Here is a 26,914-nt window from a genome sequence, read left to right as displayed (position 1 = left end):
TTCAAGCAACACTCGTACAGCTTTATTGCAATTGTCGCCAAAGGCGCTGCAATAATGACTCACCGCGGCAAGGGGCAGCAGGGGCCAAACAGATTTTCCAGTGAAATCAATCCTCAGCCAGGACAATAAGAATCACCACGGCCCAGGGCTGCGCGCTAGTCGATCAACTCACCCGCAAGCGAATTGGTCCGCGATTCAATGATGCGCACCCGTGCCAGATCGCCAGCTTTTCGGCCGCAATCAGCCACGTGAACCGCATGCAGGTAGTCCGATTTCCCCAGCATCTGACCGGCTTCGCGCCCGGGCTTTTCAAACAGAACTCCAACCTCGCGACCAACCATACTGTCCTGGATCTCGCGCTGCTGCCGGGTCAAAAGCGCCTGCAGACGCTGCAACCGATCATCGGCCTCGGTCGGGTCCACCTGGGGGCGTTCGGCAGCGGGCGTTCCGGGACGAGTGGAATATTTAAAAGAATAGGCGGTGCCGTATTTCACCTCTTCAACCAGATCCAGCGTCGCCTGAAAATCCGCTTCGGTCTCTTCCGGGAAGCCAACGATAAAATCCCCCGAAATCAAAATATCGGGGCGCGCCGCCCGGATCCGTTCCAGCAAGCGCAGATAGCTCTCGGCGGTGTGGCTGCGGTTCATCCGCTTGAGGATCCTGTCCGATCCCGCCTGCACCGGCAGATGCAGATAGGGCATCAGCTTCTTGCAGGTCGCATGTGCCTCGATCAGATCATCCATCATGTCGTTGGGATGGCTGGTGGTAAAGCGAATGCGCTCCAGCCCCTCAACCTTGTCCAGCTCCCAGATCAGCTGGGCCAGTGTCATATCCCCCTGCGGTCCGGCCCCATGATAGGCATTGACGTTCTGCCCCAGAAGGGTGATTTCACGCACCCCCCGCTCCACCAGATCGCGCGCCTCGGTAAGGATACGATCCACTGGCCGCGAAACCTCGGCACCCCGCGTATAGGGCACCACGCAAAAGGCACAGAACTTGTCACAGCCCTCTTGCACCGTCAGAAAAGCCGATGGCCCGCGCGGAGCCTTGGGCCGACGCTTGAGCTTCTCGAACTTGTCCTCCTCGGGAAAATCAGTGTCGAGCACCTTTTCCCCGCTGCGCGCCTTTGCTTCCATCTCTGGCAGGCGGTGATAGCTTTGCGGCCCCACCACCAGATCCACCAGCGGCTGACGGCGCATGATTTCCTGCCCCTCAGCCTGGGCGACACAGCCCGCAACCCCGATTTTCAGATCCGGCTTTGCCGCCTTCAGCTTTTTGAACCGGCCCAGCTCAGAATAGACCTTCTCGGCGGCCTTTTCCCGAATGTGGCAAGTGTTGAGCAGGATCATATCCGCATCTTCAACTGATTTCGTCTCGCTATAACCTTGCCCGCCCAGCTCTTCCGCCATGCGTTCACTGTCGTAGACATTCATCTGGCAACCATAGGTCTTGATAAACAGCTTCTTGGGCGCGGTCATATGGTAGGGCCTTCCAGCAGAGGTGGGAAACAGGACAAAAACAACGGCCTGCCATAACGGCAAATCTCGTGGCTTGCAATGCAGGCGGGATTACCTGATTTTAGCAGCAAATGCCAGAAAGGCAGAGACAAAGAGCATGATGCATTCTTCGCTGGACGATTTCCTCAAGCAACACAAGGCGCTACTGGTGACAGGCCCGGTGGCGCTGATCTTTGTTGAGGACGATGTAGAGATTGCCTCGACGCTACGCCATCACCTGCAATCCGGCTTCACGACGGTTGTCGCCCTCATGCCCGATGCCTTTGATCTGCCGCGCGACATCAAATCCAAGGTGCACCGGGTGCCGTTTGATTGCAGCGCGCCTGAACATGTCTTTGCTGCGATCAACCAGGTGATTAGGGCCGCCACGCCAGGGTGCTGGCTCTATTATTGCTACAACACTGAATACCTGTTCTTCCCCTTCTGTGAAACCCGCACCGTGACCGAAATGCTGACCTTCCACCGCGAGGAGCGGCGCGCTGCGATGCTGACCTATGTGATTGATCTTTATGCCGGGGATTTGACGCAACACCCCAATGCCGTCTCACTAGAGACCGCCTATCTGGACAAATCCGGTTACTACGCCCAATCCCGCAACAACGCGCAGGGCAACGCGCCACGTGAGCGGCAGCTGGATTTCTTTGGCGGGGTGCGCTGGCGCCAAGAGGAACACATCCCGCCAGACAGCCGCAAAATAGACCGGATTTCTCTATTCCAAGCCAAAGGCGGCTTGGTGCTGAACGCGAATCACACCTTCAATGCGCAAGAATACAACACCTACGCCTGCCCCTGGCATCACAACCTGACCGCCGCGATCTGCTCCTTCCGCACCGCCAAGGCGCTGAAACGCAACCCCGGCTCGAATTTCACCATCAACAGTTTTCGCTGGCACAATTCAACGCCTTTTGAATGGCACTCCCGGCAATTGCTCGATCTGGGCCTGATCGAGCCGGGGCAATGGTTCTGAGACCACCCCACTTTTCCGCTCCCCTGTTCAATTTCGCCCACCGCTTCATTTGGCCCTAAATATCCCGGGGGTGAATTGCGCCCCTGGGCGCAAGAGGGGGCAGCGCCCCTCTTGCGAGCCCCCTTAGTAACCGAAGCTACCGCTGCAACAGCACCGGGAACCAGTCCTCGCGCAGCCGTTGGCCCGGCTGCATCTCGTGGCCGGGATAGGGCGGCGAGGTAGGGCCAGGGCGCTCCACATAGCGCGCATCATCGCCCACCAACCGCAGAGAGAAAGCTCGGCGACGGCTCTCGCTGGTATTGGCGCGCGCTCCATGCAGGGTTTTGTAGTTGAAGGCCACCGCATCGCCCGGCGCCATGTCCCATTCGCGAATGTCCATACCTTCGGCCTCCGGGTCGGGCACCGCCATGTACTGGCCTTCATCGGCAAAAAAGCCCTCTTCAGAAACCCAACGCGTTGGCAATACCTCCTTTTCCCATTTGTGCGACCCGGCCACGCAGCGCAGTGCAGCCTGCGTCACAGGATCAAGCGGCGACCAAAAGCTGACCGTCTGCGCGCCTTCGACAAAATAATAGGGGCCATCCTGATGCCAGGGCGTCGCCATCGAGGTGCCCGGCTCCTTGACCAGCACGTGATCGTGGAACATCTGCACCCGGCTTGACTGCATCAGATCGGCGGCCACTTCCGCCACCGGAGAAGCCTTGATCGCCGCCTCGAAATCCGGAATGCGCGACCAGTTGCAATAGTCATCAAAAAACCGCCCGGTTTGGCCTGGCTTGTCATTGTTCGACGCATAGGGGCCAGGGTCAGCCATATTGTGTTCAACCCCCTGGCGCAGTTGCTCAACCTGGTCATGGAACAGGCCTTTGATAAGCACCACGCCATCGCGCTGGAACTGGTCGATATGGTCTTGGGTAATTAGGGGGTGCACCATTTGGGTCTCCATTTTGGATCGGTGAAGCTTGCGTTTTTTCTTCCGCGACACTGTCCGCTTCAGGGTTTAGTTTCAAATCATATATTTCTAAGGTAGATATAGATTCATGTTATATCTCACCCTACGCCACTACGAATATGTCTGTGCCGTTGCGCAGCAGGGCAGCCTTTCGGCGGCCGCAGAGCGGCTGCATGTCAGCCAGCCTGCGCTCTCCACCGCGCTGGCCCGAATCGAAACACACCTTGGCCATGTGTTGTTCCAACGTCGGCGCGGCGCGCCCCTGACCCTGACCCCACGCGGACGCGACTTTGCCAAGGCCGCCCAGGCCCTGCTGGACCAGGCGGCCCAACTAGAAACCCCCGGCGGTGCCAGCCCGGTGACGCAAAGGCTGGTGCTTGGCTGTTTTGCCGATCTGGCCCCCCTCTTGCTGGCCCCTGCCCTGCGCCTGCTACGGCAGAGCCTGCCTGAGCTGACCATCAGCCCCCGCGTCGATGGGTTTACCCGCCTCACCGACGCGCTGCTGCAGGGCGATATTGATCTTGCCCTGACTTATGATCTGGGGCTGGATGCCAGTTTTGAACGCCGCGAGATTGACCAACGCTTCCCACAGGCGCTGGTATCGCCAGACCATCCGCTGGCCAGCCACAGTTCCCTGCCGCTGGCGGCGCTGGCCGAGGTGCCACTGATCCTGTCGCAGGAAGGCCTGTCGCTGCAGCATATGCTGGCCCTGTTCAAAACCCAGGGACTTACGCCGCGCATCGCCCATCGCGCCGCATCTCTCGAATTGCTGCGCAGCCTGGCGGCCAATGGCGAAGGGGTGGGCGTTAGCTATAGCGCCCCACAGCTGGGACAGAGCTATGATGGCAAGCCGCTGGTTATGGTGCCCATCAGCGACGCCAGCGCCCGCGAGCCGGTGATCCTGACCAGTCATGGTCAACCGCCGGCTGGCTCTGCTCAGGCGCGTGCAATTCAGGCCCTATCGCAGGGCCTGGCCACTCGGCACACAGGACAGTTAACAGACGGGGCAATCACAATGGAACAGCAAGCGGATGACGTATGAATCAGCGCCTCGCCACGCAGGAAACAATGGCCCGCTGGCAGGGTTCAGATTTTGCGCAGGCGGATCACCACATCAACCGAGGCAATTTCCATGCCCTCGGGCGCCTCTGGCAAACGCTGGATCACCAATTGGTCCGATGGTGCATCAGTGACTCGGCTGCCATCTTCCCAGAAATAATGCGGATGATCATGGGTATTGGTGTCAAAATAGCTTTTGGAGCCATCGACGGTGATCTCTTGCAGCACGCCCGCATCACAAAAGGCGCGCAGGGTATTGTAGACGGTGGCCAGGGAAACGGCCGTACCCCTGGTCTTGGCGGCGTCAAACAGGCTTTCGGCGGTGACATGGCGATGTTTGCCATCGCCCACCAGCAGTTCAGCCAAAGCAAGCCGCTGCCGGGTCGGGCGCAGCCCGGCCTCGACCAACCAATTTGTTGCCACGTCTTCGCTGTTTGGCGTCATGTGCGGATCCTGCATCGCGTTGCTATTGGGGGTTATACTGCAAATGCATCGCGTTTTTCAAACAGAATCCCCATTTCCAGCAATCCTGCCCAGCGCCCTGATGACACATTCTCTTTGTCAGCGTGGCTTCACTGCTCTTGCCGGACCGGCAAGCCGGGTGCTACAGGAAAGAAAACACACGAAACACCCAGGCAGGAGACGCGCCAGCATGGCCGATTACCCCAGCAGCTTTGACAAAGACGACCTGTTGAAATGTTCCCGAGGAGAGCTGTTTGGCCCCGGCAACGCCCAGCTTCCCGCCCCGCCAATGTTGATGATGGACCGCATCACCGAAGTCAGCGCCGATGGCGGTGCCCATGGCAAGGGTCATATCGTTGCGGAATTCGATATCAACCCAGATCTGTGGTTCTTTGAATGCCACTTCCCCGGCAACCCGATCATGCCCGGCTGCCTGGGCCTGGATGGCCTGTGGCAGCTGACCGGCTTCAACCTCGGCTGGCGCGGCTGGAAAGGTCGCGGCATGGCTGTGGGCGTTGGCGAGGTCAAACTCACCGGCATGGTCCGCCCCGAGCGCAAGATGCTGACCTATAAGATCGACTTCAAGAAAGCGATCCAAACCCGCCGCCTGACCATGGGCGTGGCGGATGGCATCGTCGAAGCCGATGGCGAGATGATCTACGACGTCAAGGACATGAAGGTCGTTCTGTCCGAAGCCTAGCTCTCTCGATTAATCTGAGATTGAAGAAAGAGGCCTCCGGGCCTCTTTTTTTGTTTGAGGCTGTCTTTTGTTTGAGAACTGTCCGCTCCATGTCCGGATTACCGTTTAGGTTTACTCAGATGCCATGCATTGTAGAGGCCCACTCCAAGCGCCAGCACCGCGAGTAAGAACCATACGATTCCTGATTGCTCTAGATATACGACACCCGCGTCATCATCGAAGCAGCGACCCAATTCATTGAAACAATTTCGCCATTTGAAATACTCGACGTAGTATAAGCACCCAAAAGCCAATGCGAGCCCGAGAGAAACCAGAGAAGCGATCTTTCTAATCATCTACTAGCCCCTTGCATCACCGCCGAAAGTTTAGCACTTCGACAGTGAACTGCAACGACCGCTTTGCCCGCAAAGCTGCCAACCACCGCAAAACCAGCTACAAGCCTGCGCCGCCCCGCCATCCCATCTTGCACCCCCGCCCTGCAATGCATACTAAGACATAAGCAATTAAGGGAGTGCACGTATGCGTCGTGTCGTCGTCACCGGTCTGGGGATCGTCTCCTCCATCGGAAACAACACCGAAGAAGTCATCGCTTCACTGAAGGCGGGGAAATCTGGCATCGTTGCCAGCCCGGAAATGACCGAGCATGGCTTTCGCAGTCAGGTTGCCGGCACGCTGAAGATCGACATCAAGGAACATGTCGACAAGCGCGCGCTGCGCTTTATGGGCCCCGGTGCCGCCTATGCCCATATCGCCATGAGCCAAGCCATCGCCGATGCCGGCCTCTCCGAGGATCAGATCGTGAATGAGCGCACCGGCTTGGTGGCCGGTTCTGGTGGTCCTTCCACCTCTGCCATGTTGGCGGCGCATCAGGTGGTCGCCAAGACCGGCGCCACCAAGCGCATCGGGCCCTTTGCGGTGCCTAAATGTATGTCCTCGACCATTTCAGCCAACCTCTCGACGGCCTTCAAGATCAAGGGCATCAACTATTCCATCACCTCAGCCTGCTCGACCTCGCTGCACTGCATCGGCAATGCGGCGGAACAGATCATGATGGGCAAGCAGGACGTGATGTTTGCCGGTGGCGGCGAAGAGCTGGACTGGACCCTGTCCTGCCTGTTTGACGCCATGGGCGCGATGTCCTCCAAGAAAAACGACGACCCAACCGCGGCCAGCCGCGCCTTTGATCAGGACCGCGACGGTTTTGTAATTTCAGGCGGTGGTGGCATTGTGGTGCTGGAAGATCTCGACCACGCGCTGGCGCGCGGCGCCAAGATCTACGCCGAAGTGGTGGGCTATGCGGCCACATCCGATGGCCACGATATGGTTGCGCCCTCAGGCGAAGGTGGTGAACGTGCCATGCGTCTGGCGCTGTCGACCCTGCCCGAAGGCCGCAAGGTCAGCTATATCAACGCCCATGGCACTTCGACCCCCGTTGGTGACGTTGGCGAAGTCGAGGCCGTGCGCCGGGTCTTTGGCGAAGGTCAGACCCCGCCGATTTCGTCAACCAAATCCATGACCGGCCATGCCCAGGGTGCCGCCGGCGCGCTAGAGGCGATTTTCTGCCTGCTGATGCTGGAGAATGATTTCATCACCCCCTCGATCAATGTGGACAGCCTGGCCGAGGGCATTCTCCCCGGCGAAATCGCCACTGATCTTGTCGAAAATGCGGGCCTCGACTGTGTCATGACCAACAGCTTTGGCTTTGGCGGCACCAATGGGTCGATGCTATTGAGCAAGTACAAAGGATAACCTCATAATGTCAGGATTGTTGACGGGCAAACGTGGATTGGTCATGGGCGTGGCCAATGAACGTTCGATCGCCTGGGGCATTGCCAAGGCAATGTCTGGTGCTGGTGCCGAGCTGGCCTTTACCTACCAGGGCGACGCCTTTGGCAAACGGCTGGAACCGCTGGCCCAGAGCCTGGGCAGTGACTTCATGGTCGATGTCGATGTGACCGATGATGCCTCGCTGGATACCGCCTTTGAACAGCTGGGCAGCCGTTGGGACAGCATTGATTTTGTCGTGCACGCCATTGCCTATTCGGACAAATCCGAACTGACAGGCCGTTTCCTGGATACCAGCCGGGCGAATTTCAAGAACTCGCTGGATATCTCTGCCTATTCCTTCATCGAAGTGGCGCGCCGGGCACATCCCTTCATGAAAGACAACGGCGGCACCCTGCTGACGCTGACCTATGGCGGATCCAACCGGGTGACGCCCAACTACAATGTCATGGGTGTGGCCAAGGCGGCACTGGAAAGCGCCACCCGCTACCTGGCCAATGATCTTGGCCCCGAAGGCATCCGCGTCAACGCCATTTCGCCCGGCCCGATGAAGACCCTGGCCGGGGCGGCCATCGGTGGCGCCCGCAAGACCTACAAGCACACCGAACAAAACACCCCGATGCGGTCCAATGCCACGCTTGAGGCCGTCGGCGGCACTGCGGTCTATCTGGCCTCGGATGCCGGTGCCTGCACCACTGGTGAAATCATTCGCGTTGATGGCGGTTTTCACATCCTCGGGATGCCGCAGCAAGAGCACCTGTAGAGCATCTCTGCGACGGCTGTGCACAAGGCCCAAGACAAAAAGGGCGCCTCATGGGGCGCCCTTTCCTATTCCAGCAGTGCCTTGCACCTGATCAGTCGATCGAGACCAGCTCGATTTCAAAGTTCAGATCCTTACCGGCCAGCGGGTGGTTGGCGTCCAAGGTCACGGTGGCCTCGGTCACTTCAACCACGGTCACTGGCAGCACATGGCCTTCCGGGCTTTGCATTTGCAGTTGGGTGCCCAGCTCCAGCGGGATATCATCAGGAATGCCTTCGCGCGGAATCGCCTGGCGTGCCTCTGGGTTCAGGGGGCCATAGGCATCGGTACTCGCGATCTCGAGGCGCTTTTTATCACCGACAACCATGCCCGGCAGGCCGGCATCCATGCCAGCAATCACCTGCCCAGAGCCAACGGTGAACTCCAGCGGGTCACGCCCCTCAGAGCTGTCAAAGACGGAACCATCCGTCAATGTGCCAGTGTAGTGGATGCGGACAGTATCGCCGTTTTTTACCTCGGTCATGGGACCTCCAGTTTATACAAAATTACAGTGGCGCACCCTACAGGCCTCAGTTCTGAAGTAAACCCGCCTATCCGAGCCTTTTTTGCCGCCTTTACGGCCCTCGCCGCTGCCGCAGAAACCAGCAGCCCCCAAGCCGAAACTGCGGCCCGAACTAAGGCCAGAACAAAGACAAAGGCGAGATACGGCGCGGCTGCAGAAGAATTGTATCCATCACAACTTCGCGCTTTGCGCCCTCCGGGAGGCATGACAGGATATCACAAAGGAGATGTTACATGCCGATTACCACCTGCGTTTTTGATGCCTATGGCACGCTCTTTGATGTGACCGCTGCGGCCCGCCAGGCCGCCGCTGAACCCGCGTTTCCGCAGTTGCAGGAAACCTGGCCCGCGCTGGCCAATCATTGGCGGCTGAAGCAGTTGCAATATACTTGGCTGCGCGCCATCACAGATGCCCACTGTGGATTTTGGCAGGTTACCCAGGATGGCCTCGACTGGGCGCTAGAGGCCACCGGACTGGACGGCGACGCCAAACTGCGCCAGCGCTTGCTGGATCTCTATTGGGAACTGCAGGCCTACCCAGAGGTCCCCGCCATGCTGACCACCCTGAAAGGGGCCGGCCTGAACACCGCCATCCTGTCAAATGGTTCTCCGGATATGTTGGATGGGGCGGTGCAATCGGCCGGAATAGGTGCGCTGCTGGATGATGTCTTATCCGTGGAAAGCGTCGGCATCTTCAAGCCGGACTCCCGTGTCTATGATCTCGTCGGCCAGCGCTTTGACTGCCAGAATGAAGAGGTTCTCTTTGTTTCCTCCAACGGCTGGGATGCAGCCGGGGCCGCAGGCTATGGGTTCACCACAGCCTGGGTCAACCGTGCGAATGAGCCCGTCGACCGCCTGCCCTGGACACCGGCGCATGTGCTGACGGATCTTACCACAATTCCGACCCTGGCCCACCACTAAGCAAAGGCAATCATCTGCACTTTCCCCCAATGGGTGTCCCGCCAGCGCAGCCAGCCCTCAGGCCTGACACAGCAGGGCACAGTCTCTTTTTATCACCGCATAGTTTTGGAGCCTTCTTTATGTCCTCTTTTGCAATGATCCAGTCCGCAGCCAAGCGGTTGCAGGGCCATGCCCGCGTCACGCCGATGCTCAGCTCGCCCTTTCTGGACGAGATCGCCGGCCGCCGTGTGTTGGTCAAGGCAGAGTGCCTGCAACACACCGGATCCTTCAAGTTTCGCGGCGGCTGGGCTGCCATTACTGCGCTGACCGCCGAAGCACGCGCAGGCGGCGTGATCGCCTATTCCAGCGGCAACCATGCCCAGGGTGTGGCCGCCGCCGCCAAGGCCCATGGCGTTGCTGCCGTTATCTTGATGCCTGCCGATGCACCACGCCTCAAGATCGAAAACACCCGCGCCCTGGGCGCCGAGGTGGTGCTGTATGACCGCGCAGGCGGCGAAGATCGCGATGCCATCGGATTGGAACTGGCCCAGACCCGCGGCCTGACCCTGATCAAGCCCTATGACGAACCCGAAGTCATCGCCGGACAGGGCACCGCAGGACTGGAAATCGCAGATCAGGCGGCCAACTTGGGGGTCGAAACCGGTGATGTGCTGGTCTGTTGCGGCGGTGGCGGGCTGACCAGCGGCGTCGCCCTGGCCCTGGAAGGGCTTGGCTCCTCCCTACGGGTCAGGCCGGCAGAGCCCGAGGGCTTTGACGATGTGACCAGATCCCTGGCCAGCGGCCAGGTCGAAACCAATGCGGCGGTATCAGGATCGATCTGCGACGCCATTCTGACCCCCGCACCGGGAGAGCTGACCTTTCCGCTGCTGCAGCGGCTGTGCGGCGGCGGCATCGTGGTCAGCGAAGAAGAGGCCCTGCGCGCCATGGCACTGGCCTTTATGCGGCTGAAAATCGTGCTGGAACCCGGTGGTGCCGTCTCACTGGCGGCGGCTCTGTTTCACCCGGATCAGATCCAGGGGGATGCGGTGATCGCCATCGCCACCGGCGGCAATGTCGACACCGCCGTGTTTCAGCGTGCGCTCTCCAGCTACGCATAGCCCCCCCTGCGACGCGCGACCTGCGCCACCTCGGGCGCAGGCAAATTGCACTGCGGGCTTTACCCCGACCCGGCACCTCTTCTAGATAGCCTGCAAGAGTTATCGGAGAACACCGCATGCAAATCGCAGATCTTGGCGATGTCCAGCTTCACTACCGCATTGATGGCGACCCAGAGGGTGCACCCATTGTTTTTGCCAACTCTCTTGGTACCGATCTGCGGGTCTGGGACCAGGTGATTGACCGCCTGCCCGCCGGTTTGAAAGTGATCCGCTACGACAAGCGCGGCCATGGGTTGTCCTCTTGTCCGGAGGCCCCCTATTCGATGGGGGCGCTGGTGCGCGATGCCGAACGGCTGCTGGATCTGCTATCGGTGCGCGACTGCGTCTTTGTCGGCCTGTCGATCGGCGGCATGATTGGCCAGGGGCTGGCGGTCAAGCGGCTGGACATGGTGCGCGCCCTGGTGCTGTCCAACACTGCGGCCAAGATTGGCACCGCCCAGATGTGGCAGGATCGGATCCAGGCAGTCACCGACCACGGCATTGAAGCCCTGGCCGACGGCGTGATGGAACGCTGGTTTGCCCGTGATTTTTGTGCCAAGCCAGAATTGCAGCTGTGGCGCAATATGCTGGTGCAACAGTCGCGCGCCGGATACGTCGGCTGCTGCGCAGCCATTTCCGGCACTGATTTCTACACCCCTACCAGCGGGTTGCGCCTGCCCTGTCTGGGCATTGCCGGATCAGAAGACGGCTCTACCCCGCCCGATCTGGTGCGCGAGACCGTCAACCTGATTCCCGGCAGCCAGTTCCACCTGATCCGCCGCGCGGGCCATATCCCCTGCGTTGAACAACCCGACGAATACGCGGCACGCCTGACCCAGTTCCTGCAAGAGGTCGGCCACTGTGAGTGATTTTCTCCTGATCCATGGCTCTTGCCATGGCGCCTGGTGCTGGCGCGATGTGATCCCGGTACTGGCAGCGCGTGGCCATACTGCCCGCGCAATTGATCTGCCCGGTCATGGGGATGCCCGTGATCCCGCCACCGTCACTCTACAGGAAACCGCTCAGGCGATCCTGGACGCCGCCACCCCTGAAACCGTTGTTCTGGGCCATTCCTGGGCAGGATATCCCATTTCAGCCGCCGCCGAGATCGCACCGCAGGCGCTGCGCGGGTTGATCTATCTCTGCGCCTATGTGCCCGTTTCAGGCCAGTCGCTGATCGACATGCGCAAGGCCGGGCCACGCCAGACCATTGGATCTGCCGCGATCAAATCCGCCGATGGAGCCAGCTATACCATTGATCCCGCCCAGGCCCCGCGCCTGTTCTACCACGATTGCCCGCAAGAGGCGGTGGATTACGCGCTTAACCAACTCTGCCCGCAGCCGATCTTGCCGCAGAATACGCCGCTGGTGCTGGGAGCCAACTGGCAAGCCCTCACCAAGGCCTATATCCGCTGCACCGAAGACCAGACTATTCCGCCGGAATATCAGGCGCAAATGGTGGCGGACTGGCCACGCGGCAGTGTATACGAGATGCCAAACTCTCATTCGCCCTTTTTTGCCGACCCAGAGGGTCTTGCTGATCTTATTGGGCATATCGCAAAGGACTTCTGATGGCGGGTTCCGTCTTTGACAGCCAGATCTATGGCGACCTCTTCACCTCGGGCGATGTGGGGCGCCTGTTCACCGACACCGCCGAAGCCCGCGCCATGCTGCTGGTCGAAGGCGCATTGGCCCGGGCGCAGGGTGCCGCCGGGGTGATCCCGCAGGACAGTGCCGCCGCCATTGGCCGCGCCGTGATGGAGGTGGCACTGGATCCAGGCACCCTGCGCAAACCCACTGGCCAGAACGGCGTGCCGGTGCCCGGATTGATCGCCGCCTTTCGCGCCGAGATGAACGCGCCCGAGCATGCACAATATGTGCATTGGGGCGCGACCTCGCAGGATATCATGGACAGCGCCCTGATGCTGCGCCTGCGCCAGGCGCTGGCCCTGATCGAGGATGACCTGAAGCTGGCGCTTTCCTCCCTGGCCAAGTTGGCCGAAACCCATGCCGAGCTGCCGATGCCCGCGCGCACCTATGGTCAACATGCCACCCCTACCAGCTTTGGCGCAGTTGTCGCCGCCTGGGGTGCCCCCCTTCTGGCGCTGGTTGGCGAGTTGGAGACCCTGCGCCGCGACTGCCTGCTGATCTCGCTCTCCGGTGCTGCAGGCACCTCTGGGGCGCTCGGCCCCAAGGCCGCCGAAGTCCGCGCCGAAATGGCCAAGGCCCTGGGGCTGAACGACCCCGAGCGCAGCTGGCACAGCGACCGCACAGCCCTGCTCCGACTGATGGATTGGATGGTGCGGGTCAATCTGGCACTGGGAAAACTGGGCGAGGACTGTATCGCCCTGGTCCAAACCGGCATTGGCGAGATCGCCCTCGGCGGAGCCGGGGCCTCGTCCACCATGCCGCAAAAGCAGAACCCAGTTGCCCCCTCGGTGCTGGTGGCGCTGGCACGGCAAGGCAGCGGGCTGTTGTCGATCCTGCACGGCAGCGCCCTGCAGCAGCACCAACGCGACGGGGCCGCCTGGTTCAGCGAATGGCTCTGCCTGCCGCAGATCGTTCTGGGCTGTGCCAGTGCTGCGCGCAGTGGTCGTGACCTCTGCGCCGGGATCACCCCGCAGGCCTCTGCCATGGCCGCTGCGCTGGCCAGGGGGCTGGACATGATCCACGCCGAAGCGCTGAGCTTTGCCCTGGCCCACTACATGCCCCGGCCCGAGGCCCAGGCCCTGGTGAAGACCCTTTGTCGCGAGGCCCAGGACACTGGCCAGCCGCTGCGGGACCTGGTTGCCCGCGACCAGCCACAGCTGGATGTCGCCGCGCTGTTTGATCCGGCGATGCAGCTTGGCGCAGCCCCGGCCGAGGCCCGACGCTTTGCCCGCAAGGCTGCGGAGCTACCCGCCGATTGACAAGATAAACTGCGGGCACCCCACCCTGCGGCCCACCAGCCCTGGACAACTCCGCCGGTACACGCCCAGCCCTTGCCAGCAAAGATCCTTTTGATGCGCCTGCCTTTGTTCTTTGTGCTGATCACCGTGATGATCGACGCCATGGGCGTGGGGCTGATCATGCCGATCATGCCCAGCCTGCTGCAAGAAGTGCAGGGCGGCAGCCTTGCAGATGCGGCGATCTGGGGCGGTGTCCTGGCCACGACATTCGCAGTAATGCAGTTCCTATTCAGCCCGATTCTGGGCGCGCTGTCAGATGCCTATGGGCGCCGCCCCGTGCTGCTGATCTCGCTTATCGTCATGGCGCTGGATTATCTGGTAATGGCGCTGGCCGGATCGCTGTGGTTGCTGCTGTTGGGACGGCTGGTGGGCGGCATCACCGCCGCCACCCATGCCACGGCTGGTGCCTATATCGCGGATATTTCCAGACCCACCGAAAAGGCCGCAAACTTTGGCCTGCTGGGGGCCGCCTTTGGCATTGGCTTTGTGCTGGGGCCTTTGATGGGCGGTCTGCTCGGAGAGCTGGGTACCCGCGCGCCCTTTTATGCGGCGGCGCTGCTGGCGGGGCTCAACTTTACCCTGGGCTGGTTTGTCATGCGTGAAACCGTCACCGATGAAACCCGCCGCGCCTTTGACTGGCGCCGCGCCAATCCGCTTGGGGCCTTTCGCGCCATAGGCCGCATTCCCGGCATCAGCGGCTTGCTCTGGGTGTATTTTCTTTATTCGGTGGCGATCTATGTCTATCCGGCGGTCTGGTCCTATTTTACCGCAGAACGTTTTGGCTGGCAGCCGCAAATGATTGGGATCTCGCTCGCGGTCTACGGGATCTGCATGGCCCTGGTTCAAGGCGGCTTACTGCGCTACATGGTGCGCCACCTCGGCGAACGGCGCACGGTGATCTGGGGGCAGATCTTTGACTTTTTTGCCTTTGGCATCCTGGCGGTGATCAGCAGTGGCGGGCTGGCGCTGACGCTGATCCCGATTTCCGCCCTTGGCGCCGTTGTCCAACCGGCCCTGCAAGGGCTGATGTCGCGTGCCGTTGCTGACAACCAACAAGGAGAGCTGCAGGGCGTTATGACCGCGGCGCATGCGCTGTCGATGATTATTTCGCCCCTGATGATGACCGCTACCTTTGCCGCGTTTTCAGATAAGAACAGCGGATACTACCTGCCGGGCGCGCCCTTTGTGCTGGCGCTGGTGCTAATGCTGATCGGTGCTGCGGTTTTTGTGCGCAGCCGGTCTTCCGTGACGTAAAATTCCAGGCCGTTCGCGGTTTCTACCTTGCGACACCAGAGACAGCGCGCCACCCTACCCTAAACAGGGAGAACACCATGAAAACCATCAAAGCCGCCGTCTGCCATAGCCATGGCGAACCCTTGGTCATCGAAGACATTCAACTGGCCGCACCACGTATGGGCGAGGTCGAAGTCACCTTGGACGCGGTCGCGATATGCCACAGCGATATTTCCTGGGCGGAAGGCGCCTGGGGCGGGTTTCTGCCTGCGGTCTATGGTCACGAAGCCGCCGGAATAATCACTGCCCTTGGCGATGGGGTCAGCGGTTTTCGCGAAGGCGACAGCGTTGTGGTCACCCTGATCCACTCTTGCGGCAGCTGTGCCAACTGCGCGGGCGGCAAACCAACGCTCTGCCAAACGCCCTATGATCCCATCAAGGACGGCCCCCTGCAGACCGCTGATGGCGGCCCGCTGATGCAGGCGATGACCTGTGGTGCCTTTGCCGAAAAGGTGGTGGTAGATCAACGCCAAATCGTGAAGATCCCCGATGACCTGAACAAAGAGGCGGCCTCGTTGATTTCTTGCGGGGTGATCACCGGGGTGGGGGCTGCGGTTAACGCCGCCGGGCTGCGCGCCGGACAAGATGTGGTTGTGATTGGCGCAGGTGGTGTGGGCCTCAACGCCATTCAGGGCGCTCGCATTGCCGGGGCACGCCGCATCGTGGCGGTTGATATGACCGAAGAGAAACTGGAAATCGCCAAGGAATTCGGCGCCACCGACGGCGTGCTTGGCAGCCTGAAATCACCCTGGAAAGCCGCCTTCAAGGCGCTTGGCGGCAAGGGGGCCGATGTGGTGCTGGTCACCGTGGGGGCCATTCCCGCCTATGAACAGGCGCTGCGCTATCTGGGCTATGGTGGCAAGGCCGTGATCATTGGCATGCCGCATTCGGGCGCAAAGGCCGAGTATGAACCCGTCATCATGGCCGCAGTCGGGCATGGCCTTATCGGGTCCAAAATGGGGGATGTAGTCATTCAGCGCGATATTCCCTGGATGGTCGACCTGTACCAGCAGGGGCGGCTGAAACTGGACGAACTGATTTCGGGTCGCTGGCGGTTGGATCAAATCAACGAGGCCATCGCCGACACAAAGACTGGCAGCGCCAGACGCAATGTGATTGTGTTTGACCGAACCGACTAAGACGGAGCCCTCCCGGTGCTGCAATTTCTGACCGAGCTGTTCAAACCAAAGCCCGCCCCGGCGCCGCCCATTACCGCTGAAACCTCAATGAATTTTGAGGCCAGGGATGTCGGCCCCTTTCTGTCACGGCTGGCGGGCTCGTCCCGCTTTGACTTGCCGCGCGATTTCGCCGCCACAATCACGGATGCCCTGCCTGACCTAGACCTGGGCCAAACCCGGCGTTGGCGCATTGATGGTGATTTTGAGCAACGTGCCGCGGTGCTCGAAATTCAGGTCTTCATGGATGATTTCAACGCGCCGGACCTATCCTTTTTCAGCTCGGCCCCCGTCATCGCTGCGATCAATGCCGAGCTGGATCTTTTTTACGACACCGCAGAGAGGCCTGACACATGAAGCTACAAGACCTCGACATCATCGTCACAGCCCCGCCTGCCCCCGGATGGGGCGGGCGGTATTGGATCCTGATCAAGCTGACCACCGACAGCGGCATCACCGGCTGGGGGGAATGCTATGCCTCCACGATCGGTCCCGAAGCGATGAAACCAGTGATCCGCGATGTGTTTGAACGGCACATGGCAGGCGAAAACCCCGAAAACATCGAGCTGATGTTTCGCCGCGCCTATTCCTCGGGCTTTACCCAGCGCCCTGACCTGACAGTCATGGGGGCTTTTTCCGGGCTAGAGATCGCCTGCTGGGATATCCTGGGCAAGGATCGCGACCGCCCGGTGCATGCACTGATCGGCGGTCGGATGAACGACAGGATCCGCGCCTATACGTACCTCTACCCCCTGCCGCACCACGACATGAACGCATTCTGGACCGCCCCCGATCTGGCTGCGGAATCCGCCGCCGAAATGGTGCGCCAGGGCTATACCGCCGTCAAATTCGACCCGGCCGGCCCCTATACCATGCGCGGTGGCCACATGCCCGCCATGCAGGATATCGCGCTGTCGGTTGCCTTTTGCAAAGCCATTCGCGGTGCTATCGGTGACAAGGCGGACCTGCTGTTTGGCACCCATGGTCAATTCAACACCGCTGGTGCGATACGGCTGGGCCAGGCGCTAGAGCCCTATTCTCCGCTCTGGTTTGAAGAGCCGACGCCGCCAGACAATATCGAAGACATGGCCCGCGTCGCCCGCAACCTGCGCATCCCCATCGCCACCGGCGAGCGGATGACCACCAAAAGCGAATTTGCAGCCGTACTGCGCAGCGGTGCCGCCGAGATCCTGCAACCGGCGCTAGGGCGCGCCGGCGGGATCTGGGAGATGAAGAAGGTTGCCGCCCTTGCAGAGGTCTTCAATGCCCAGATGGCACCGCATCTATATGCTGGTCCGGTGGAATGGGCCGCCAATATCCAGTTGGCGGCCTCGATCCCCAATATCCTGATGGCCGAATGCATCGAAACCCCGTTCCATGACGCCCTGATCAAAGGCAGCATCCGGGTAGAGAATGGCTTTATCACCCCGCCGCTGACCCCTGGCCTGGGCATTGACGTAGACGAAGCCCTGGCCCGCGCCCATCCCTTTGGCGGCAGCGATCTGCATCTCAACATGCAAGAGGCCCCCTGCGACTACCAAGGCGGGAACAGTTTTGCCGGGGGGGCACCACCACTGGACGCCTAGCCAGGGACACCCTAGCCCCCTGCGCCGATCCTCTGACAAGGGGATTTAGCAGGGGGTGACTTATCGTTGCCAAATCGGGCAATATGGTGCCACCAGCCACCGCAGGATCTAGAATACGTGCCCCTTCAGACATCCGCCGCCGCCCATGAAACCGATGCTTCCCCCATTCCGGAGGAAACCCAAGCAGGCCTGCCGACCATAGCCCCCGATGACATGGCCGACCGCGCAGCCGAGGCCGCCGCCTTTCTGAAAACCCTGGCCCATGAAGGCCGCCTGATGATCCTGTGCCACCTGGGCACCGGCGAAAAATCTGTTGGCGCATTGGAAACCCTGCTGGGCATGCGTCAGGCGGCAGTCAGCCAGATGCTGGCGCGGCTGCGCGATGAAGGTCTGGTGCAGACACGGCGCGAGGGCAAGACAATTTACTACGCGCTTCAGAACCAACACACCGAAGAGATCATTGCGCTGCTGCATCGCCAGTTCTGCAGCCCCGACTAGCTGCGCCGCACGCGGCCCAGAGCAAACAGCCTGTTGCGCAATCCGGTGGCCTGCCCAGTGGTCTGCGGCTGCGCGCATCAAAGCCTGTCGCGCTTATTTGCTTTCGCAGGTGTCAGAGGCGCTAGTGGCTCACGTAGCCAGCCACTACCTGCAACAGCTTGAAGGCTGTATTGGCGTCGTTCTCCACCACCGCCAGGAACTCTTCCTCGCCGATCCGCAGGCAGGTCAGCTCTGTCTCGGCCACCATGCTCAGGGCGCGGGGTTCCTTGCGGATCAGCCCCAGTTCGCCCACCAGATGCCCCGGCCCAACCGAGGTCACCAGATGATCGGCCTTGCCCTCTTGTGGCAAAAACAGCCCCGCCTTGCCATCGATGATCATATAGACACCATCGCTGGCCACATCGTCCTTGTGGAATACCGTGTCGCCTGCCTCGGCGGAATACCAGCGTGCGCCAAAGGCGAGCAGCCGCAGCTGTCGACGGTTCAACCCGGAAAACAGCTCTGTTTGTTCCAGCGCACGCAGCTTGCGCGCCAGATCCTGGCTGGCAGCGCTGTCTTCGACACTTTCCTGCTGCGCCTCATCACTGACCAGCCTGCCCTGCCGCAATTCGAAATGAACATCAAAGACATCCACATTCTCAAATCCGACCTCAAGATAGACCAGCGTTGTGTCCGGCAACAGCTGGCGCAGGTTCTTGTGAACCGCAATCCGGGTCTCAATGTCATAGCTGCTCAGGGCCCCATCCAGCAGCAGGATATCAGGCCGCTTGATTGTCGCCCGCGCAAAGGCCAGTGGCTCTGCATAGCTGGCGGGCAGCCCCTGACCACCAATTGCGACAGGCAGGTCAAAAATCAACTCTACCACCATGTCACGGCCACCATTCTCTACCAGAACCTGCGCAACCAGACGGCGCACATCATCGCCGCGCGCGCCGGAACTGTCAGAGATTTTCCCAAAGAGCGCATTTTCCAGGACCGTCAGGCCAGGTGCGAATGCCTCTTCGTCCAACTGGACAACAACATCCGACAGGCTGCCCATCAGATCATCCGCGTGGTTTTCGCGAAACTCCAGAATGCGCGCCTTCATATCATCACTGAAGGCCGGGCCGATCTGTTCTGCCGAGATACTGAAAGGAACAATCATCAGCTGTGCCAGCTCTTGATGGCCCAGCACGCCCCCCCCCTTGGCACGGGTTGTATCCACCAGTGCCGAGGCCCGTTCATAGGCCCGGACATCCAGCCCGAGCTTGCGAAATAGCGGATGATCGGTACCATCCATGCCAAAGATCTGGCGCAGGATGTCCACGACATCTTCGGTCAGCGCCACCAGATCATCCACCAGTTTCAGCTTCTGCAGCCGGTCGAGAAATTCGACATGTCGCTGCAAGAGCTCTTCCGAGATCGGCTCTCGGAAAGTGGCATAGAGCAGGTTTTCCGCCACTGGCAGCGCCGAATTATACCTGTCTCGTGCCAGCGCATGCACCTGGCTTGTCAGCCCCGCCTCTTTGAGAGCCGCACGCACCTTGGGACGCAGATCAATCAGGCACTGCGCCAGCCTTGGGTGCAGCTTAGGGTCAAAATGTTGCTCCATCCCGCGGCGAAACAGGGCGCTATCGGTGCCAATCCCCGCCAGCAACTGCACCCACCAATCGCGCAGGTCATGCACCGAAGAAAAGCCCGCCAGCCCCGGATCGAGCCAGGCCGCATCAAAGGGATCGGCGCTATTCCCTGCCTGCTGTGCGGCGCGATAGCGCTGCACATCGCGCGGCTCTCCCTGTGGACGAGAGCGCATGGGCATCATCACATTATCGCCAAAAGAGCCCTGAAACAGCACCGGACGTGAGGTCACATGGCCAATGCGCAGCGCCAGAACCGCCTGATGGATCGCGCGCAGATCCACATCTGCAACCGTCACCTTGCCCGCCGAGGGCAGCACTTCACGGGTCAGCAACTGGGCCAGCGCCCGCCGGTCTTCTTCCGACGGGGCAGCAATGCCGATGACCTTGCCCCCAGGCAGGCTGGCACTCACGTCCTCCAGCACCAGATTGCCATCAGCATCACGCACATTGACCGCATCCAGCACGATATCGCCACGCAGTCGGATCTGCTCTTCCGGCTCGCCGATCATCAGCTCTTCGCGCACCATGCCTGGCGGGGCAAACCGTTCCAGTATCACATCCCAACGCAGGGCCATATCCTGGGTCTGGTTGTAATAGGTCAGCAGTTCTTTCCAGGGTGACGCAAGATCCTTATAGGCCGCCAGGGCCGCCACCAAAGCCCCAAGAGAGACCTTCCCCTGCAGCACCAGATAGCCGCCGATCGCATAAAAGAAAAAGGGCGTCAGATTGGTAATGAAGTTATTGAGAAACTTCATGAAAAACTTTTTCTGGTAGATCTGGAAGCGGATATCATACAGATGCCCCAGCCGATCAGTGATCGCAGCCATCCGATAGCGCCAACCGCCATTGATGCGCAGGGTCGCCGCCCCCGCAGCGCTTTCGCCGATTTCAGAGGCCAGCGCGCGCACCTGATGGATCCGGGTCTTGTTCAACAGGTTGATCTGACGCTGCAACATCGGGATCAGCCAGCCCTGCAAGGGGATCAGTGCCACCGCCGCCAGTCCAAACCAGAGACTCTGGCTGAACAGGAAAAACAGAATGGTCGCCATCTGCCCGGCCTGCAATACTGGCTGACTGACCGCATCGCCCATCAGCCCGCCCATCGGCTCGCTCTCAGAGGTGATCATCGAGACCAGTTCCCCCTGGCTCACCCGTTCAAAATAGGGCTGAGGAAAGCGCAGCACCCGGGCGATCAACTGATAGCGGAAACGACGCAGCATGCGTTCAGACAGCACCCCCTTCATGGTGTTGATCCGCATCTTCAACAGCCCGTGCAACAGCACCGAGACCAGAAAAGCGCCGCAAAGAATCCACAGATAATTCAGCTGCGCGATATCGTACCCCAAAAGATCAATCCGATCGCTTTGGGAACCAATCGCGTCATTGATGATCCGCTTTGGTAGTTCCAACGTCAGGTACAGCAGCGGAAAAAGACAGGTGGTGACCGCAAGCAAAAGCACTTGGTCGCGTTTGGAGTATTTCCAGATAAAGCGGAACAGGGAACGTTCTATGGGACAGCTCCAACTCTGGCTGCAATAAAAGGGACCTTTTATGCCTAGCGCGGTTTACCCCTTACAGGCAATGGCCGGTTGGTGCTGTGACCTAGTTCACCTTCGCATAACCCCTACCGTGCTATGCAGTATTTGCCAGCCCGCCAAAAACCCGTATGGTTTCACTTAAGTTATTCATCACAGGGGATCGCATTGCCAGGACTTGTCGGATCAGCATTGACCTTGCTCTGCCTGTTGCAGATCAAACATCTTTTTGCGGATTTCTTTCTGCAAACCCCCAAGATGCTCTCTGGTCGTGATACCTATCTGCATACTGGCCGCGCCCAACATGCCGGGGTTCATACGCTGGGGTCGATTGCGGTCTTCGTGCTGATGGGGGCGAATATCGGCTTTATCCTGCTGATTTGCCTGGCGGAATGGGTGGTGCATTTCCACATCGACTACGGCAAAGCGCATTATTCTGAAAAGAAGGATCTGACCCCACAGCAGGCGATGTTCTGGCGCGCCATGGGCACCGATCAGTTTTTGCATCAGCTCACCTATCTTGCCATGACGGCCATCTGGGTGAAATCTGCCTTCTGATAACCGCCAAGGCTGCCTGCCCCTTTCCACCACCGCAGGGCCTAAGCCAACGACGGGATGTTATGGCACCACCGGGCAATCACGTTTGATGGTGCGCAGCACCACATTGGTCTGGGCGCTGGCCACCGCAGGTAGTCGAAACAGGAAATCTTCCAAAAAGCGGTTGAAGGCCTCAAGGTCCGGTGCCAGCACCCGCAGATGATAATCCGACTGGCCGGTGGTAGCATAACACTCCTGCACCAGGGGGCTCAACTCGACAGCGCGGATGAATTCTGCTAGTTTTTCCGGGTCATGGCGGGTCAGGTGTACATGCACGATGGCGTGAAACCCCAGCCCCATTGCAGGCGCGTTGACCACGGCGCCATAGCGTTCGATCACGCCGGTTTCTTCCAACGTCCGCACCCGGCGCCACAGGGCAGAGGCCGACATGCCGACCTTTTCGGCTAGATCTGCATTCGAGATCCGGGAATCCTCCTGCAAAAGGCGCAATATCTGCCCGTCGCGCGCATCCAATACCTGCATCCGAGTAAATTCTCCAAATCATCCCAATATTACGGTACAAATATCCAAAAAACAGACCATATACAAGAAATCAGGCACCGTTCTCCAGAAAGGTCGAAATATCCTGTCAGCCACACCGCCATATTTCATCCCAGCCCCGCAAGGACCGCCAGAATGACCAAGCTGAGCCATGACTTTCGCAGTTACAAACTTGATGACCGCTACGCCCGAAACGAGGGGCGCGTGTTTCTGACCGGAACCCAGGCTCTGGCGCGGGTAATGCTGGATCAGGCCCGGCGCGATAAAACGGCGGGGCTCAACACGGCTGGGTTTGTCTCTGGCTATCGTGGATCGCCGCTTGGCGCAGTAGATCTGGAATTCTGGCGGTCGCGCCAGCGAATGGAAGACAACCGCATCACCTTTATGCCCGCCGTCAACGAAGACCTGGGCGCAACTGCGGTATTGGGCGCGCAGCAGGCCGTCCTGGACCCCCACTGCGAGGTCGAAGGTGTGTTTTCGCTCTGGTACGGCAAGGGCCCCGGCGTGGATCGCTCTGGCGATGCGCTAAAGCACGGCAATGCCTATGGTTCCTCCGCCAAGGGCGGCGTGTTGGTGGTCGCAGGTGATGACCACGGCTGCGTCAGCTCCTCTATGCCACATCAATCGGATGTGGCGTTTATGTCGTGGTTCATGCCGGTGCTGAACCCGGCGGATGTCTCTGAATTCCTAACCTACGGCGAATATGGCTTTGCCCTGTCGCGCTATTCCGGCACCTGGGTTGGCTTTAAGGCGATATCGGAAACGGTGGAAAGTGCGCGCTCGGTAGAACTGCAGGCCGATCGTGATTTCACCTACCCAGAGCTGCCAGACTATCCCGGTGGGCTGCACATTCGTCTTGCCGACCTGCCCTCGCCCGAGATCGAGACCCGCATTCGCGCCAAGATCAAAGCGGTGCGCGCCTTTGCCGAGGCCAACCCGATCGATCGGCGCATCTATGACGACGACAACGCGAAATTCGGCTTTGTCACCACTGGCAAGGGCCATCTGGACCTGATGGAAGCCCTGCGCCTGCTCGGCCTGGACAAGGCGGCCTGCCGTCGCCTGGGCATCGACATCTACAAGGTTGGCATGGTCTGGCCTCTGGCCCGTCCAGAGGCCCTGCGCTTCATGCGCGGCAAGGAAGAAGTGCTGGTCGTTGAGGAAAAGCGCGGCATCATCGAAAGCCAGTTCAAGGAATATTTCTACGATTGGCCCGGCGACAAGCCCAACAAGATGGTTGGCAAATACGACAGCGCGGGCGAACCGCTGATCCCCTGGACGGGAGAGTTGAGCCCGCTGATGCTGGCCCCTATCGTGGCGGCGCGTCTTGATAGGTTCTTTCCCGGCGAAGACCTGCCCGCCAAGGCTGCGGCTCTCTTGGCCGAGCCCCCCAAGCTGATCAATGTGCCCGGCGCCAATCGTACGCCCTATTTTTGTTCCGGCTGCCCGCATAACTCTTCGACCAAACTGCCCGAGGGCAGCGAGGCCAAATCCGGCATTGGCTGCCATGTGATGGCCAGTTGGATGGACCGCGAAACATCAGGCTATGCCCAGATGGGTGGCGAAGGCATCACCTGGACGGCGGCCTCGCAGTACAATGGCGGCAAACATATCTTCCAGAACCTCGGCGAAGGCACCTGGTATCACTCTGGCTCGCTTGCCATCCGTCAGGCGGTCGCCGCGAACACCAATATCACCTATAAGATCCTCTACAACGACGCGGTTGCAATGACGGGTGGCCAGCCCGTTGATGGGCCTGTCAGCGTGCTGGGCATTGCCCAGACCTGCCGCGCCGAAGGGGTGCAGCGCATTGCCCTGGTGTCTGATGATATCGACAAGTTCAACCGCAGCGATTTTCCCAGCGGCACCACCTTCCATGACCGTGTCGATATGGATAAGGTCCAGCGCGAGCTGCGCGAGATCAAGGGCGTATCGACCCTGATCTACGAACAGACCTGCGCCACGGAAAAACGCCGCCGCCGCAAGCGCGGCACCCTGGAAGACCCCAAGAAATTTGCCTTTATCAACGATCTCGTCTGCGAAGGCTGTGGCGATTGCTCGATTGAAAGCAACTGTCTGAGCGTCGAGCCAAAAGAAACTTCCTTTGGCCGCAAGCGCAAGATCAACCTGTCCAGCTGCAACAAGGATTTTTCCTGTCTGAACGGGTTCTGCCCCAGCTTTGTCACCATTGAAGGCGGTGCGCGGCGCAAGAAACTGCCTGCTGGGCTGGACCGGGCCGCGCTGGCGGCAAAGCTGCCCCAGCCTGCGCTGCCCGCACTCGACAAACCCTTTGACCTGCTGGTCACCGGCGTTGGCGGCACCGGGGTTGTGACGGTCGGCGCCCTGATCACCATGGCGGCCCATCTTGAGGGCAAGGGGGCCAGCGTGCTGGATTTCACCGGCTTTGCGCAGAAATTTGGGACTGTTCTCAGCTATATTCGCCTCTCTGACAGTCCAGACAGCCTGAACCAGGTGCGGATTGATCAGGCTGCGGCGGATGCGGTGATTGGCTGCGATGTGGTGGTCAGCTCCGCGCCCAAGGCCTCGGCTCATTATCGCACCGGCACCCGTATCGTACTGAACCGTGCCGAAATGCCCACGGGTGATCTGGTACTGCACCGCGATGCCGATCTGATGGCAGGCCTGCGCGAAAAGGAAATCGCCACCGCCGTTGGCCCAGAAAACCTGTCGGGTTTCAACGCCAATGAAGCCGCCGAAGCCATGCTGGGCGACACGGTGCTGGCCAATGTGATGATGCTGGGCTTTGCCTGGCAAAAGGGGCTGGTGCCCGTCAGCGCCACGGCGCTGGATCAGGCGATTGAACTGAACGGCGTGGCGATTGAAAAGAACCACCTGGCCCTGACCATCGGCCGTGCCATGGCCGTCGATCCCGATTTGGTTTCGTATCATTATGCCGAAACGCCCGAAGCCGAGGAAAGCCTGGAACAAATCATTGAGCGGCGCGCGGCCTTTCTCGTCGGCTATCAGGATGCCGAATATGCCAACCGCTACACCGATACCCTGGCAGAGTTCCGCCGCCAGCTGCCCAAGGACAGCGCCGAAGAGCTGACGGAGGCGGCGGCGCGCTCTTTGTTCAAACTGATGGCCTACAAGGATGAATTCGAAGTCGCCCGGCTGATGACCAGCACCAGCTTCAGCGATCAGTTGGCCGAGGAATTCGAAGGCGACTACAGTGTCAACTATCACCTGGCACCGCCGCTTTTGTCCCGCAAGAAAGACGCCCGTGGCCGCCCGCTCAAAAAGCGCTTTGGCCCCTGGCTGCGCCCTGCCCTGTCGCTGCTGACACGGGCCAAGCGCCTGCGCGGCACCTCGTTCAATCCCTTTGGCTATCATGAGGAAGCCCGCCTGCACCGCAGCCTTTTGGCCTGGTACGAAGCGGCCCTGCGCAGCGTCAGCACGGAGTATGACAGCAAAAAGCACAGCGATTGCCTGGCGATCCTGACCGCGCCGATGGAAATCCGCGGCTATGGTCCTGTCCGCTTGGAGGCCGCCCACAAGCATCGCGCCCTGGCCGATCAGTTGTTGAAAACGCTCTGATCAGACAGACGCCAACGCACAATCATGGAATATGGCCCCCAAGCGGGGCCATATTCACCTGACCAGATCGCCAGCGCGCGTTCCCGTCACAAATCCCAGTATTTCAGGGTGAAAGCGGTGAAATCTTCCAGTTCTGCCGCGCTTGGCTCGCAGCCGGTAAAAACCTTGAGATACTGCGGCGTCATTTCCAACCGATGTGCATGGCTTTCATTGGGTTCGGCCATGTCATAGCCAAGCTGCATATAATACAGCACCTTGGCCCGGGTCATCGCCTCAAGTGCGTCATAGTCATAGCGTAAAAACATCTGGGTCAGCGCCTCAACCCGGCGGGTATCCGAGCGGTCCAGCAGGCTGCGCACCTTGCCCGAGCGGCGCGCCCAGTCACGCACCGCAAAATCCAGCGCGGTGTTGAACAGCGCCGGATTGGCGATGCAGTGAAACACGTTCAAGACCGCGCCGGTGATGGCCTCGGCCGGGGCCTCTGCGCGGGACACCATGGCGGCGGTATTGGTCTGCTCCCAGGTTTTCAGCAGTGCATCCAAAAGATCCTGGCGTGACTTGAAATACCAATAGAAAGAAGAGCGTGACACATTCATCCGCTCGGCCAGGGCCAGCACCTTGACCTGATCCACCCCGTCAGAGATCAGCACATCCATCGCCACATTCAGCCAGTCATCCCGCGTGACTTTGACATTGCCGACCAGGGGCGCGGCGCTGGGGTTATCGCGGTGCAAAAGCGGCTTTGGCGGCATATGGTCAGATTTCCTGTAGCGGAGAGAAGCCA

General features: G+C 60.2%; 24 protein-coding genes. 17 read left to right on the top strand and 7 right to left on the bottom strand.

Annotation, left to right across the window (positions count from 1 at the left end):
• Positions 1–155: 155 nt before the first annotated feature.
• Positions 156–1,478: a tRNA (N6-isopentenyl adenosine(37)-C2)-methylthiotransferase MiaB gene (gene miaB, locus LRK71_RS15280; RefSeq protein WP_232404690.1), complete on the bottom strand. Its 1,323-nt coding sequence runs from the start codon at positions 1,476–1,478 to the stop codon at positions 156–158.
• Between the two features lie 136 nt (positions 1,479–1,614).
• On the opposite strand from miaB, the gene LRK71_RS15275 reads away from it, so the two are divergent.
• Positions 1,615–2,484 carry a glycosyltransferase family 2 protein gene (locus tag LRK71_RS15275; RefSeq protein ID WP_232404689.1) on the top strand — a complete coding sequence of 290 codons (870 nt, stop codon included), beginning with the start codon at positions 1,615–1,617 and terminating at the stop codon, positions 2,482–2,484.
• Positions 2,485–2,620: 136 nt separating this feature from the next.
• Here LRK71_RS15275 and LRK71_RS15270 read toward each other — a convergent pair whose 3' ends face one another.
• The gene (locus tag LRK71_RS15270) at positions 2,621–3,418 is read right to left on the bottom strand and encodes a phytanoyl-CoA dioxygenase family protein (RefSeq protein WP_232404688.1); all 798 of its coding nucleotides are present in this window, start codon (positions 3,416–3,418) and stop codon (positions 2,621–2,623) included.
• 106 nt (positions 3,419–3,524) lie between these two features.
• Between LRK71_RS15270 and LRK71_RS15265 the strand changes: the two genes are divergently transcribed.
• Positions 3,525–4,478 carry a LysR family transcriptional regulator gene (locus tag LRK71_RS15265; protein ID WP_232404687.1) on the top strand — a complete coding sequence of 318 codons (954 nt, stop codon included), beginning with the start codon at positions 3,525–3,527 and terminating at the stop codon, positions 4,476–4,478.
• 44 nt (positions 4,479–4,522) lie between these two features.
• On the opposite strand, the gene irr is transcribed toward LRK71_RS15265, so the two are convergent.
• Positions 4,523–4,939, bottom strand: coding sequence for a Fur family transcriptional regulator Irr (gene irr / locus LRK71_RS15260; RefSeq protein WP_232404686.1), 417 nt, complete (start codon positions 4,937–4,939; stop codon positions 4,523–4,525).
• 208 nt (positions 4,940–5,147) lie between these two features.
• Between irr and fabA the strand changes: the two genes are divergently transcribed.
• From fabA to LRK71_RS15245, 3 genes are all read left to right on the top strand, one after another.
• Positions 5,148–5,657, top strand: coding sequence for a bifunctional 3-hydroxydecanoyl-ACP dehydratase/trans-2-decenoyl-ACP isomerase (gene fabA / locus LRK71_RS15255; protein WP_232404685.1), 510 nt, complete (start codon positions 5,148–5,150; stop codon positions 5,655–5,657).
• Between the two features lie 519 nt (positions 5,658–6,176).
• On the top strand, positions 6,177–7,406 hold the full coding sequence (gene fabB, locus LRK71_RS15250) for a beta-ketoacyl-ACP synthase I (RefSeq protein ID WP_232404684.1): 1,230 nt from the start codon (positions 6,177–6,179) through the stop codon (positions 7,404–7,406).
• Positions 7,407–7,413: 7 nt separating this feature from the next.
• On the top strand, positions 7,414–8,205 hold the full coding sequence (locus tag LRK71_RS15245; RefSeq protein ID WP_232404683.1) for an enoyl-ACP reductase FabI: 792 nt from the start codon (positions 7,414–7,416) through the stop codon (positions 8,203–8,205).
• A 91-nt stretch (positions 8,206–8,296) separates the two neighbouring features.
• Here the strand turns inward: LRK71_RS15245 and LRK71_RS15240 are convergent, their stop codons facing one another.
• Positions 8,297–8,725 carry an FKBP-type peptidyl-prolyl cis-trans isomerase gene (locus tag LRK71_RS15240; RefSeq protein ID WP_232404682.1) on the bottom strand — a complete coding sequence of 143 codons (429 nt, stop codon included), beginning with the start codon at positions 8,723–8,725 and terminating at the stop codon, positions 8,297–8,299.
• 272 nt (positions 8,726–8,997) lie between these two features.
• Between LRK71_RS15240 and LRK71_RS15235 the strand changes: the two genes are divergently transcribed.
• The 10 genes from LRK71_RS15235 (at position 8,998) to LRK71_RS15190 (ending at position 18,320) form a co-directional block, all read left to right on the top strand.
• On the top strand, positions 8,998–9,684 hold the full coding sequence (locus LRK71_RS15235) for a haloacid dehalogenase type II (RefSeq protein ID WP_232404681.1): 687 nt from the start codon (positions 8,998–9,000) through the stop codon (positions 9,682–9,684).
• Between the two features lie 119 nt (positions 9,685–9,803).
• Positions 9,804–10,781, top strand: a complete 978-nt coding sequence (locus tag LRK71_RS15230; protein ID WP_232404680.1) for a threonine ammonia-lyase — start codon at positions 9,804–9,806, stop codon at positions 10,779–10,781.
• A 116-nt stretch (positions 10,782–10,897) separates the two neighbouring features.
• Positions 10,898–11,689 (top strand): 3-oxoadipate enol-lactonase, encoded by a 792-nt coding sequence (pcaD, locus tag LRK71_RS15225; RefSeq protein WP_232404679.1) that lies wholly within the window; start codon positions 10,898–10,900, stop codon positions 11,687–11,689.
• Positions 11,682–12,392 carry an alpha/beta fold hydrolase gene (locus LRK71_RS15220; protein ID WP_232404678.1) on the top strand — a complete coding sequence of 237 codons (711 nt, stop codon included), beginning with the start codon at positions 11,682–11,684 and terminating at the stop codon, positions 12,390–12,392. The genes pcaD and LRK71_RS15220 overlap by 8 nt, the downstream gene beginning before the upstream one ends.
• Positions 12,392–13,729, top strand: a complete 1,338-nt coding sequence (locus LRK71_RS15215; RefSeq protein ID WP_232404677.1) for a class-II fumarase/aspartase family protein — start codon at positions 12,392–12,394, stop codon at positions 13,727–13,729. The genes LRK71_RS15220 and LRK71_RS15215 overlap by 1 nt, the downstream gene beginning before the upstream one ends.
• A 90-nt stretch (positions 13,730–13,819) precedes the next feature.
• Entirely contained in the window at positions 13,820–15,022 is a 1,203-nt protein-coding gene (locus LRK71_RS15210) for a TCR/Tet family MFS transporter (RefSeq protein ID WP_408636015.1), read from the top strand.
• A gap of 77 nt (positions 15,023–15,099) precedes the next feature.
• Entirely contained in the window at positions 15,100–16,200 is a 1,101-nt protein-coding gene (locus tag LRK71_RS15205; RefSeq protein WP_232404675.1) for a Zn-dependent alcohol dehydrogenase, read from the top strand.
• 15 nt (positions 16,201–16,215) lie between these two features.
• On the top strand, positions 16,216–16,593 hold the full coding sequence (locus tag LRK71_RS15200; RefSeq protein ID WP_232404674.1) for a hypothetical protein: 378 nt from the start codon (positions 16,216–16,218) through the stop codon (positions 16,591–16,593).
• Positions 16,590–17,822, top strand: coding sequence for a mandelate racemase/muconate lactonizing enzyme family protein (locus tag LRK71_RS15195; RefSeq protein WP_232404673.1), 1,233 nt, complete (start codon positions 16,590–16,592; stop codon positions 17,820–17,822). The genes LRK71_RS15200 and LRK71_RS15195 overlap by 4 nt, the downstream gene beginning before the upstream one ends.
• A 213-nt stretch (positions 17,823–18,035) precedes the next feature.
• Positions 18,036–18,320, top strand: a complete 285-nt coding sequence (locus LRK71_RS15190; protein WP_232404758.1) for an ArsR/SmtB family transcription factor — start codon at positions 18,036–18,038, stop codon at positions 18,318–18,320.
• 121 nt (positions 18,321–18,441) lie between these two features.
• Here the strand turns inward: LRK71_RS15190 and LRK71_RS15185 are convergent, their stop codons facing one another.
• A complete protein-coding gene (locus LRK71_RS15185) occupies positions 18,442–21,399 on the bottom strand; it encodes an ABC transporter transmembrane domain-containing protein (RefSeq protein ID WP_232404672.1) in 2,958 nt (985 codons plus the stop codon).
• Positions 21,400–21,642: 243 nt separating this feature from the next.
• Between LRK71_RS15185 and LRK71_RS15180 the strand changes: the two genes are divergently transcribed.
• Positions 21,643–22,032, top strand: coding sequence for a DUF3307 domain-containing protein (locus LRK71_RS15180; protein ID WP_232404671.1), 390 nt, complete (start codon positions 21,643–21,645; stop codon positions 22,030–22,032).
• Positions 22,033–22,092: 60 nt separating this feature from the next.
• On the opposite strand, the gene LRK71_RS15175 is transcribed toward LRK71_RS15180, so the two are convergent.
• Positions 22,093–22,554: an Lrp/AsnC family transcriptional regulator gene (locus LRK71_RS15175; protein ID WP_232404670.1), complete on the bottom strand. Its 462-nt coding sequence runs from the start codon at positions 22,552–22,554 to the stop codon at positions 22,093–22,095.
• A gap of 153 nt (positions 22,555–22,707) precedes the next feature.
• Between LRK71_RS15175 and LRK71_RS15170 the strand changes: the two genes are divergently transcribed.
• Positions 22,708–26,130, top strand: a complete 3,423-nt coding sequence (locus LRK71_RS15170; protein ID WP_232404669.1) for an indolepyruvate ferredoxin oxidoreductase family protein — start codon at positions 22,708–22,710, stop codon at positions 26,128–26,130.
• Positions 26,131–26,216: 86 nt separating this feature from the next.
• Here the strand turns inward: LRK71_RS15170 and LRK71_RS15165 are convergent, their stop codons facing one another.
• The gene (locus LRK71_RS15165; protein WP_232404668.1) at positions 26,217–26,882 is read right to left on the bottom strand and encodes a TetR/AcrR family transcriptional regulator; all 666 of its coding nucleotides are present in this window, start codon (positions 26,880–26,882) and stop codon (positions 26,217–26,219) included.
• Positions 26,883–26,914: the final 32 nt, after the last annotated feature.

The organism is Pseudophaeobacter flagellatus (assembly GCF_021228235.1).
GTDB classification, from domain to species: domain Bacteria; phylum Pseudomonadota; class Alphaproteobacteria; order Rhodobacterales; family Rhodobacteraceae; genus Pseudophaeobacter; species Pseudophaeobacter flagellatus.
Note: the sequence above shows the minus strand (reverse complement) of the source record. Positions and strands in the feature narration are given on the sequence as shown.

What these genes read in the sequence shown, in the direction of transcription:
- miaB (WP_232404690.1), bottom strand. Translation starts at nt 1,478, where the DNA reads ATGACCGCGCCCAAGAAGCTGTTTATCAAGACCTATGGTTGCCAGATG.
- LRK71_RS15275 (WP_232404689.1), top strand. Translation starts at nt 1,615, where the DNA reads ATGATGCATTCTTCGCTGGACGATTTCCTCAAGCAACACAAGGCGCTA.
- LRK71_RS15270 (WP_232404688.1), bottom strand. Translation starts at nt 3,418, where the DNA reads ATGGTGCACCCCCTAATTACCCAAGACCATATCGACCAGTTCCAGCGC.
- LRK71_RS15265 (WP_232404687.1), top strand. Translation starts at nt 3,525, where the DNA reads ATGTTATATCTCACCCTACGCCACTACGAATATGTCTGTGCCGTTGCG.
- irr (WP_232404686.1), bottom strand. Translation starts at nt 4,939, where the DNA reads ATGACGCCAAACAGCGAAGACGTGGCAACAAATTGGTTGGTCGAGGCC.
- fabA (WP_232404685.1), top strand. Translation starts at nt 5,148, where the DNA reads ATGGCCGATTACCCCAGCAGCTTTGACAAAGACGACCTGTTGAAATGT.
- fabB (WP_232404684.1), top strand. Translation starts at nt 6,177, where the DNA reads ATGCGTCGTGTCGTCGTCACCGGTCTGGGGATCGTCTCCTCCATCGGA.
- LRK71_RS15245 (WP_232404683.1), top strand. Translation starts at nt 7,414, where the DNA reads ATGTCAGGATTGTTGACGGGCAAACGTGGATTGGTCATGGGCGTGGCC.
- LRK71_RS15240 (WP_232404682.1), bottom strand. Translation starts at nt 8,725, where the DNA reads ATGACCGAGGTAAAAAACGGCGATACTGTCCGCATCCACTACACTGGC.
- LRK71_RS15235 (WP_232404681.1), top strand. Translation starts at nt 8,998, where the DNA reads ATGCCGATTACCACCTGCGTTTTTGATGCCTATGGCACGCTCTTTGAT.
- LRK71_RS15230 (WP_232404680.1), top strand. Translation starts at nt 9,804, where the DNA reads ATGTCCTCTTTTGCAATGATCCAGTCCGCAGCCAAGCGGTTGCAGGGC.
- pcaD (WP_232404679.1), top strand. Translation starts at nt 10,898, where the DNA reads ATGCAAATCGCAGATCTTGGCGATGTCCAGCTTCACTACCGCATTGAT.
- LRK71_RS15215 (WP_232404677.1), top strand. Translation starts at nt 12,392, where the DNA reads ATGGCGGGTTCCGTCTTTGACAGCCAGATCTATGGCGACCTCTTCACC.
- LRK71_RS15205 (WP_232404675.1), top strand. Translation starts at nt 15,100, where the DNA reads ATGAAAACCATCAAAGCCGCCGTCTGCCATAGCCATGGCGAACCCTTG.
- LRK71_RS15195 (WP_232404673.1), top strand. Translation starts at nt 16,590, where the DNA reads ATGAAGCTACAAGACCTCGACATCATCGTCACAGCCCCGCCTGCCCCC.
- LRK71_RS15190 (WP_232404758.1), top strand. Translation starts at nt 18,036, where the DNA reads ATGGCCGACCGCGCAGCCGAGGCCGCCGCCTTTCTGAAAACCCTGGCC.
- LRK71_RS15175 (WP_232404670.1), bottom strand. Translation starts at nt 22,554, where the DNA reads ATGCAGGTATTGGATGCGCGCGACGGGCAGATATTGCGCCTTTTGCAG.
- LRK71_RS15170 (WP_232404669.1), top strand. Translation starts at nt 22,708, where the DNA reads ATGACCAAGCTGAGCCATGACTTTCGCAGTTACAAACTTGATGACCGC.
- LRK71_RS15165 (WP_232404668.1), bottom strand. Translation starts at nt 26,882, where the DNA reads ATGCCGCCAAAGCCGCTTTTGCACCGCGATAACCCCAGCGCCGCGCCC.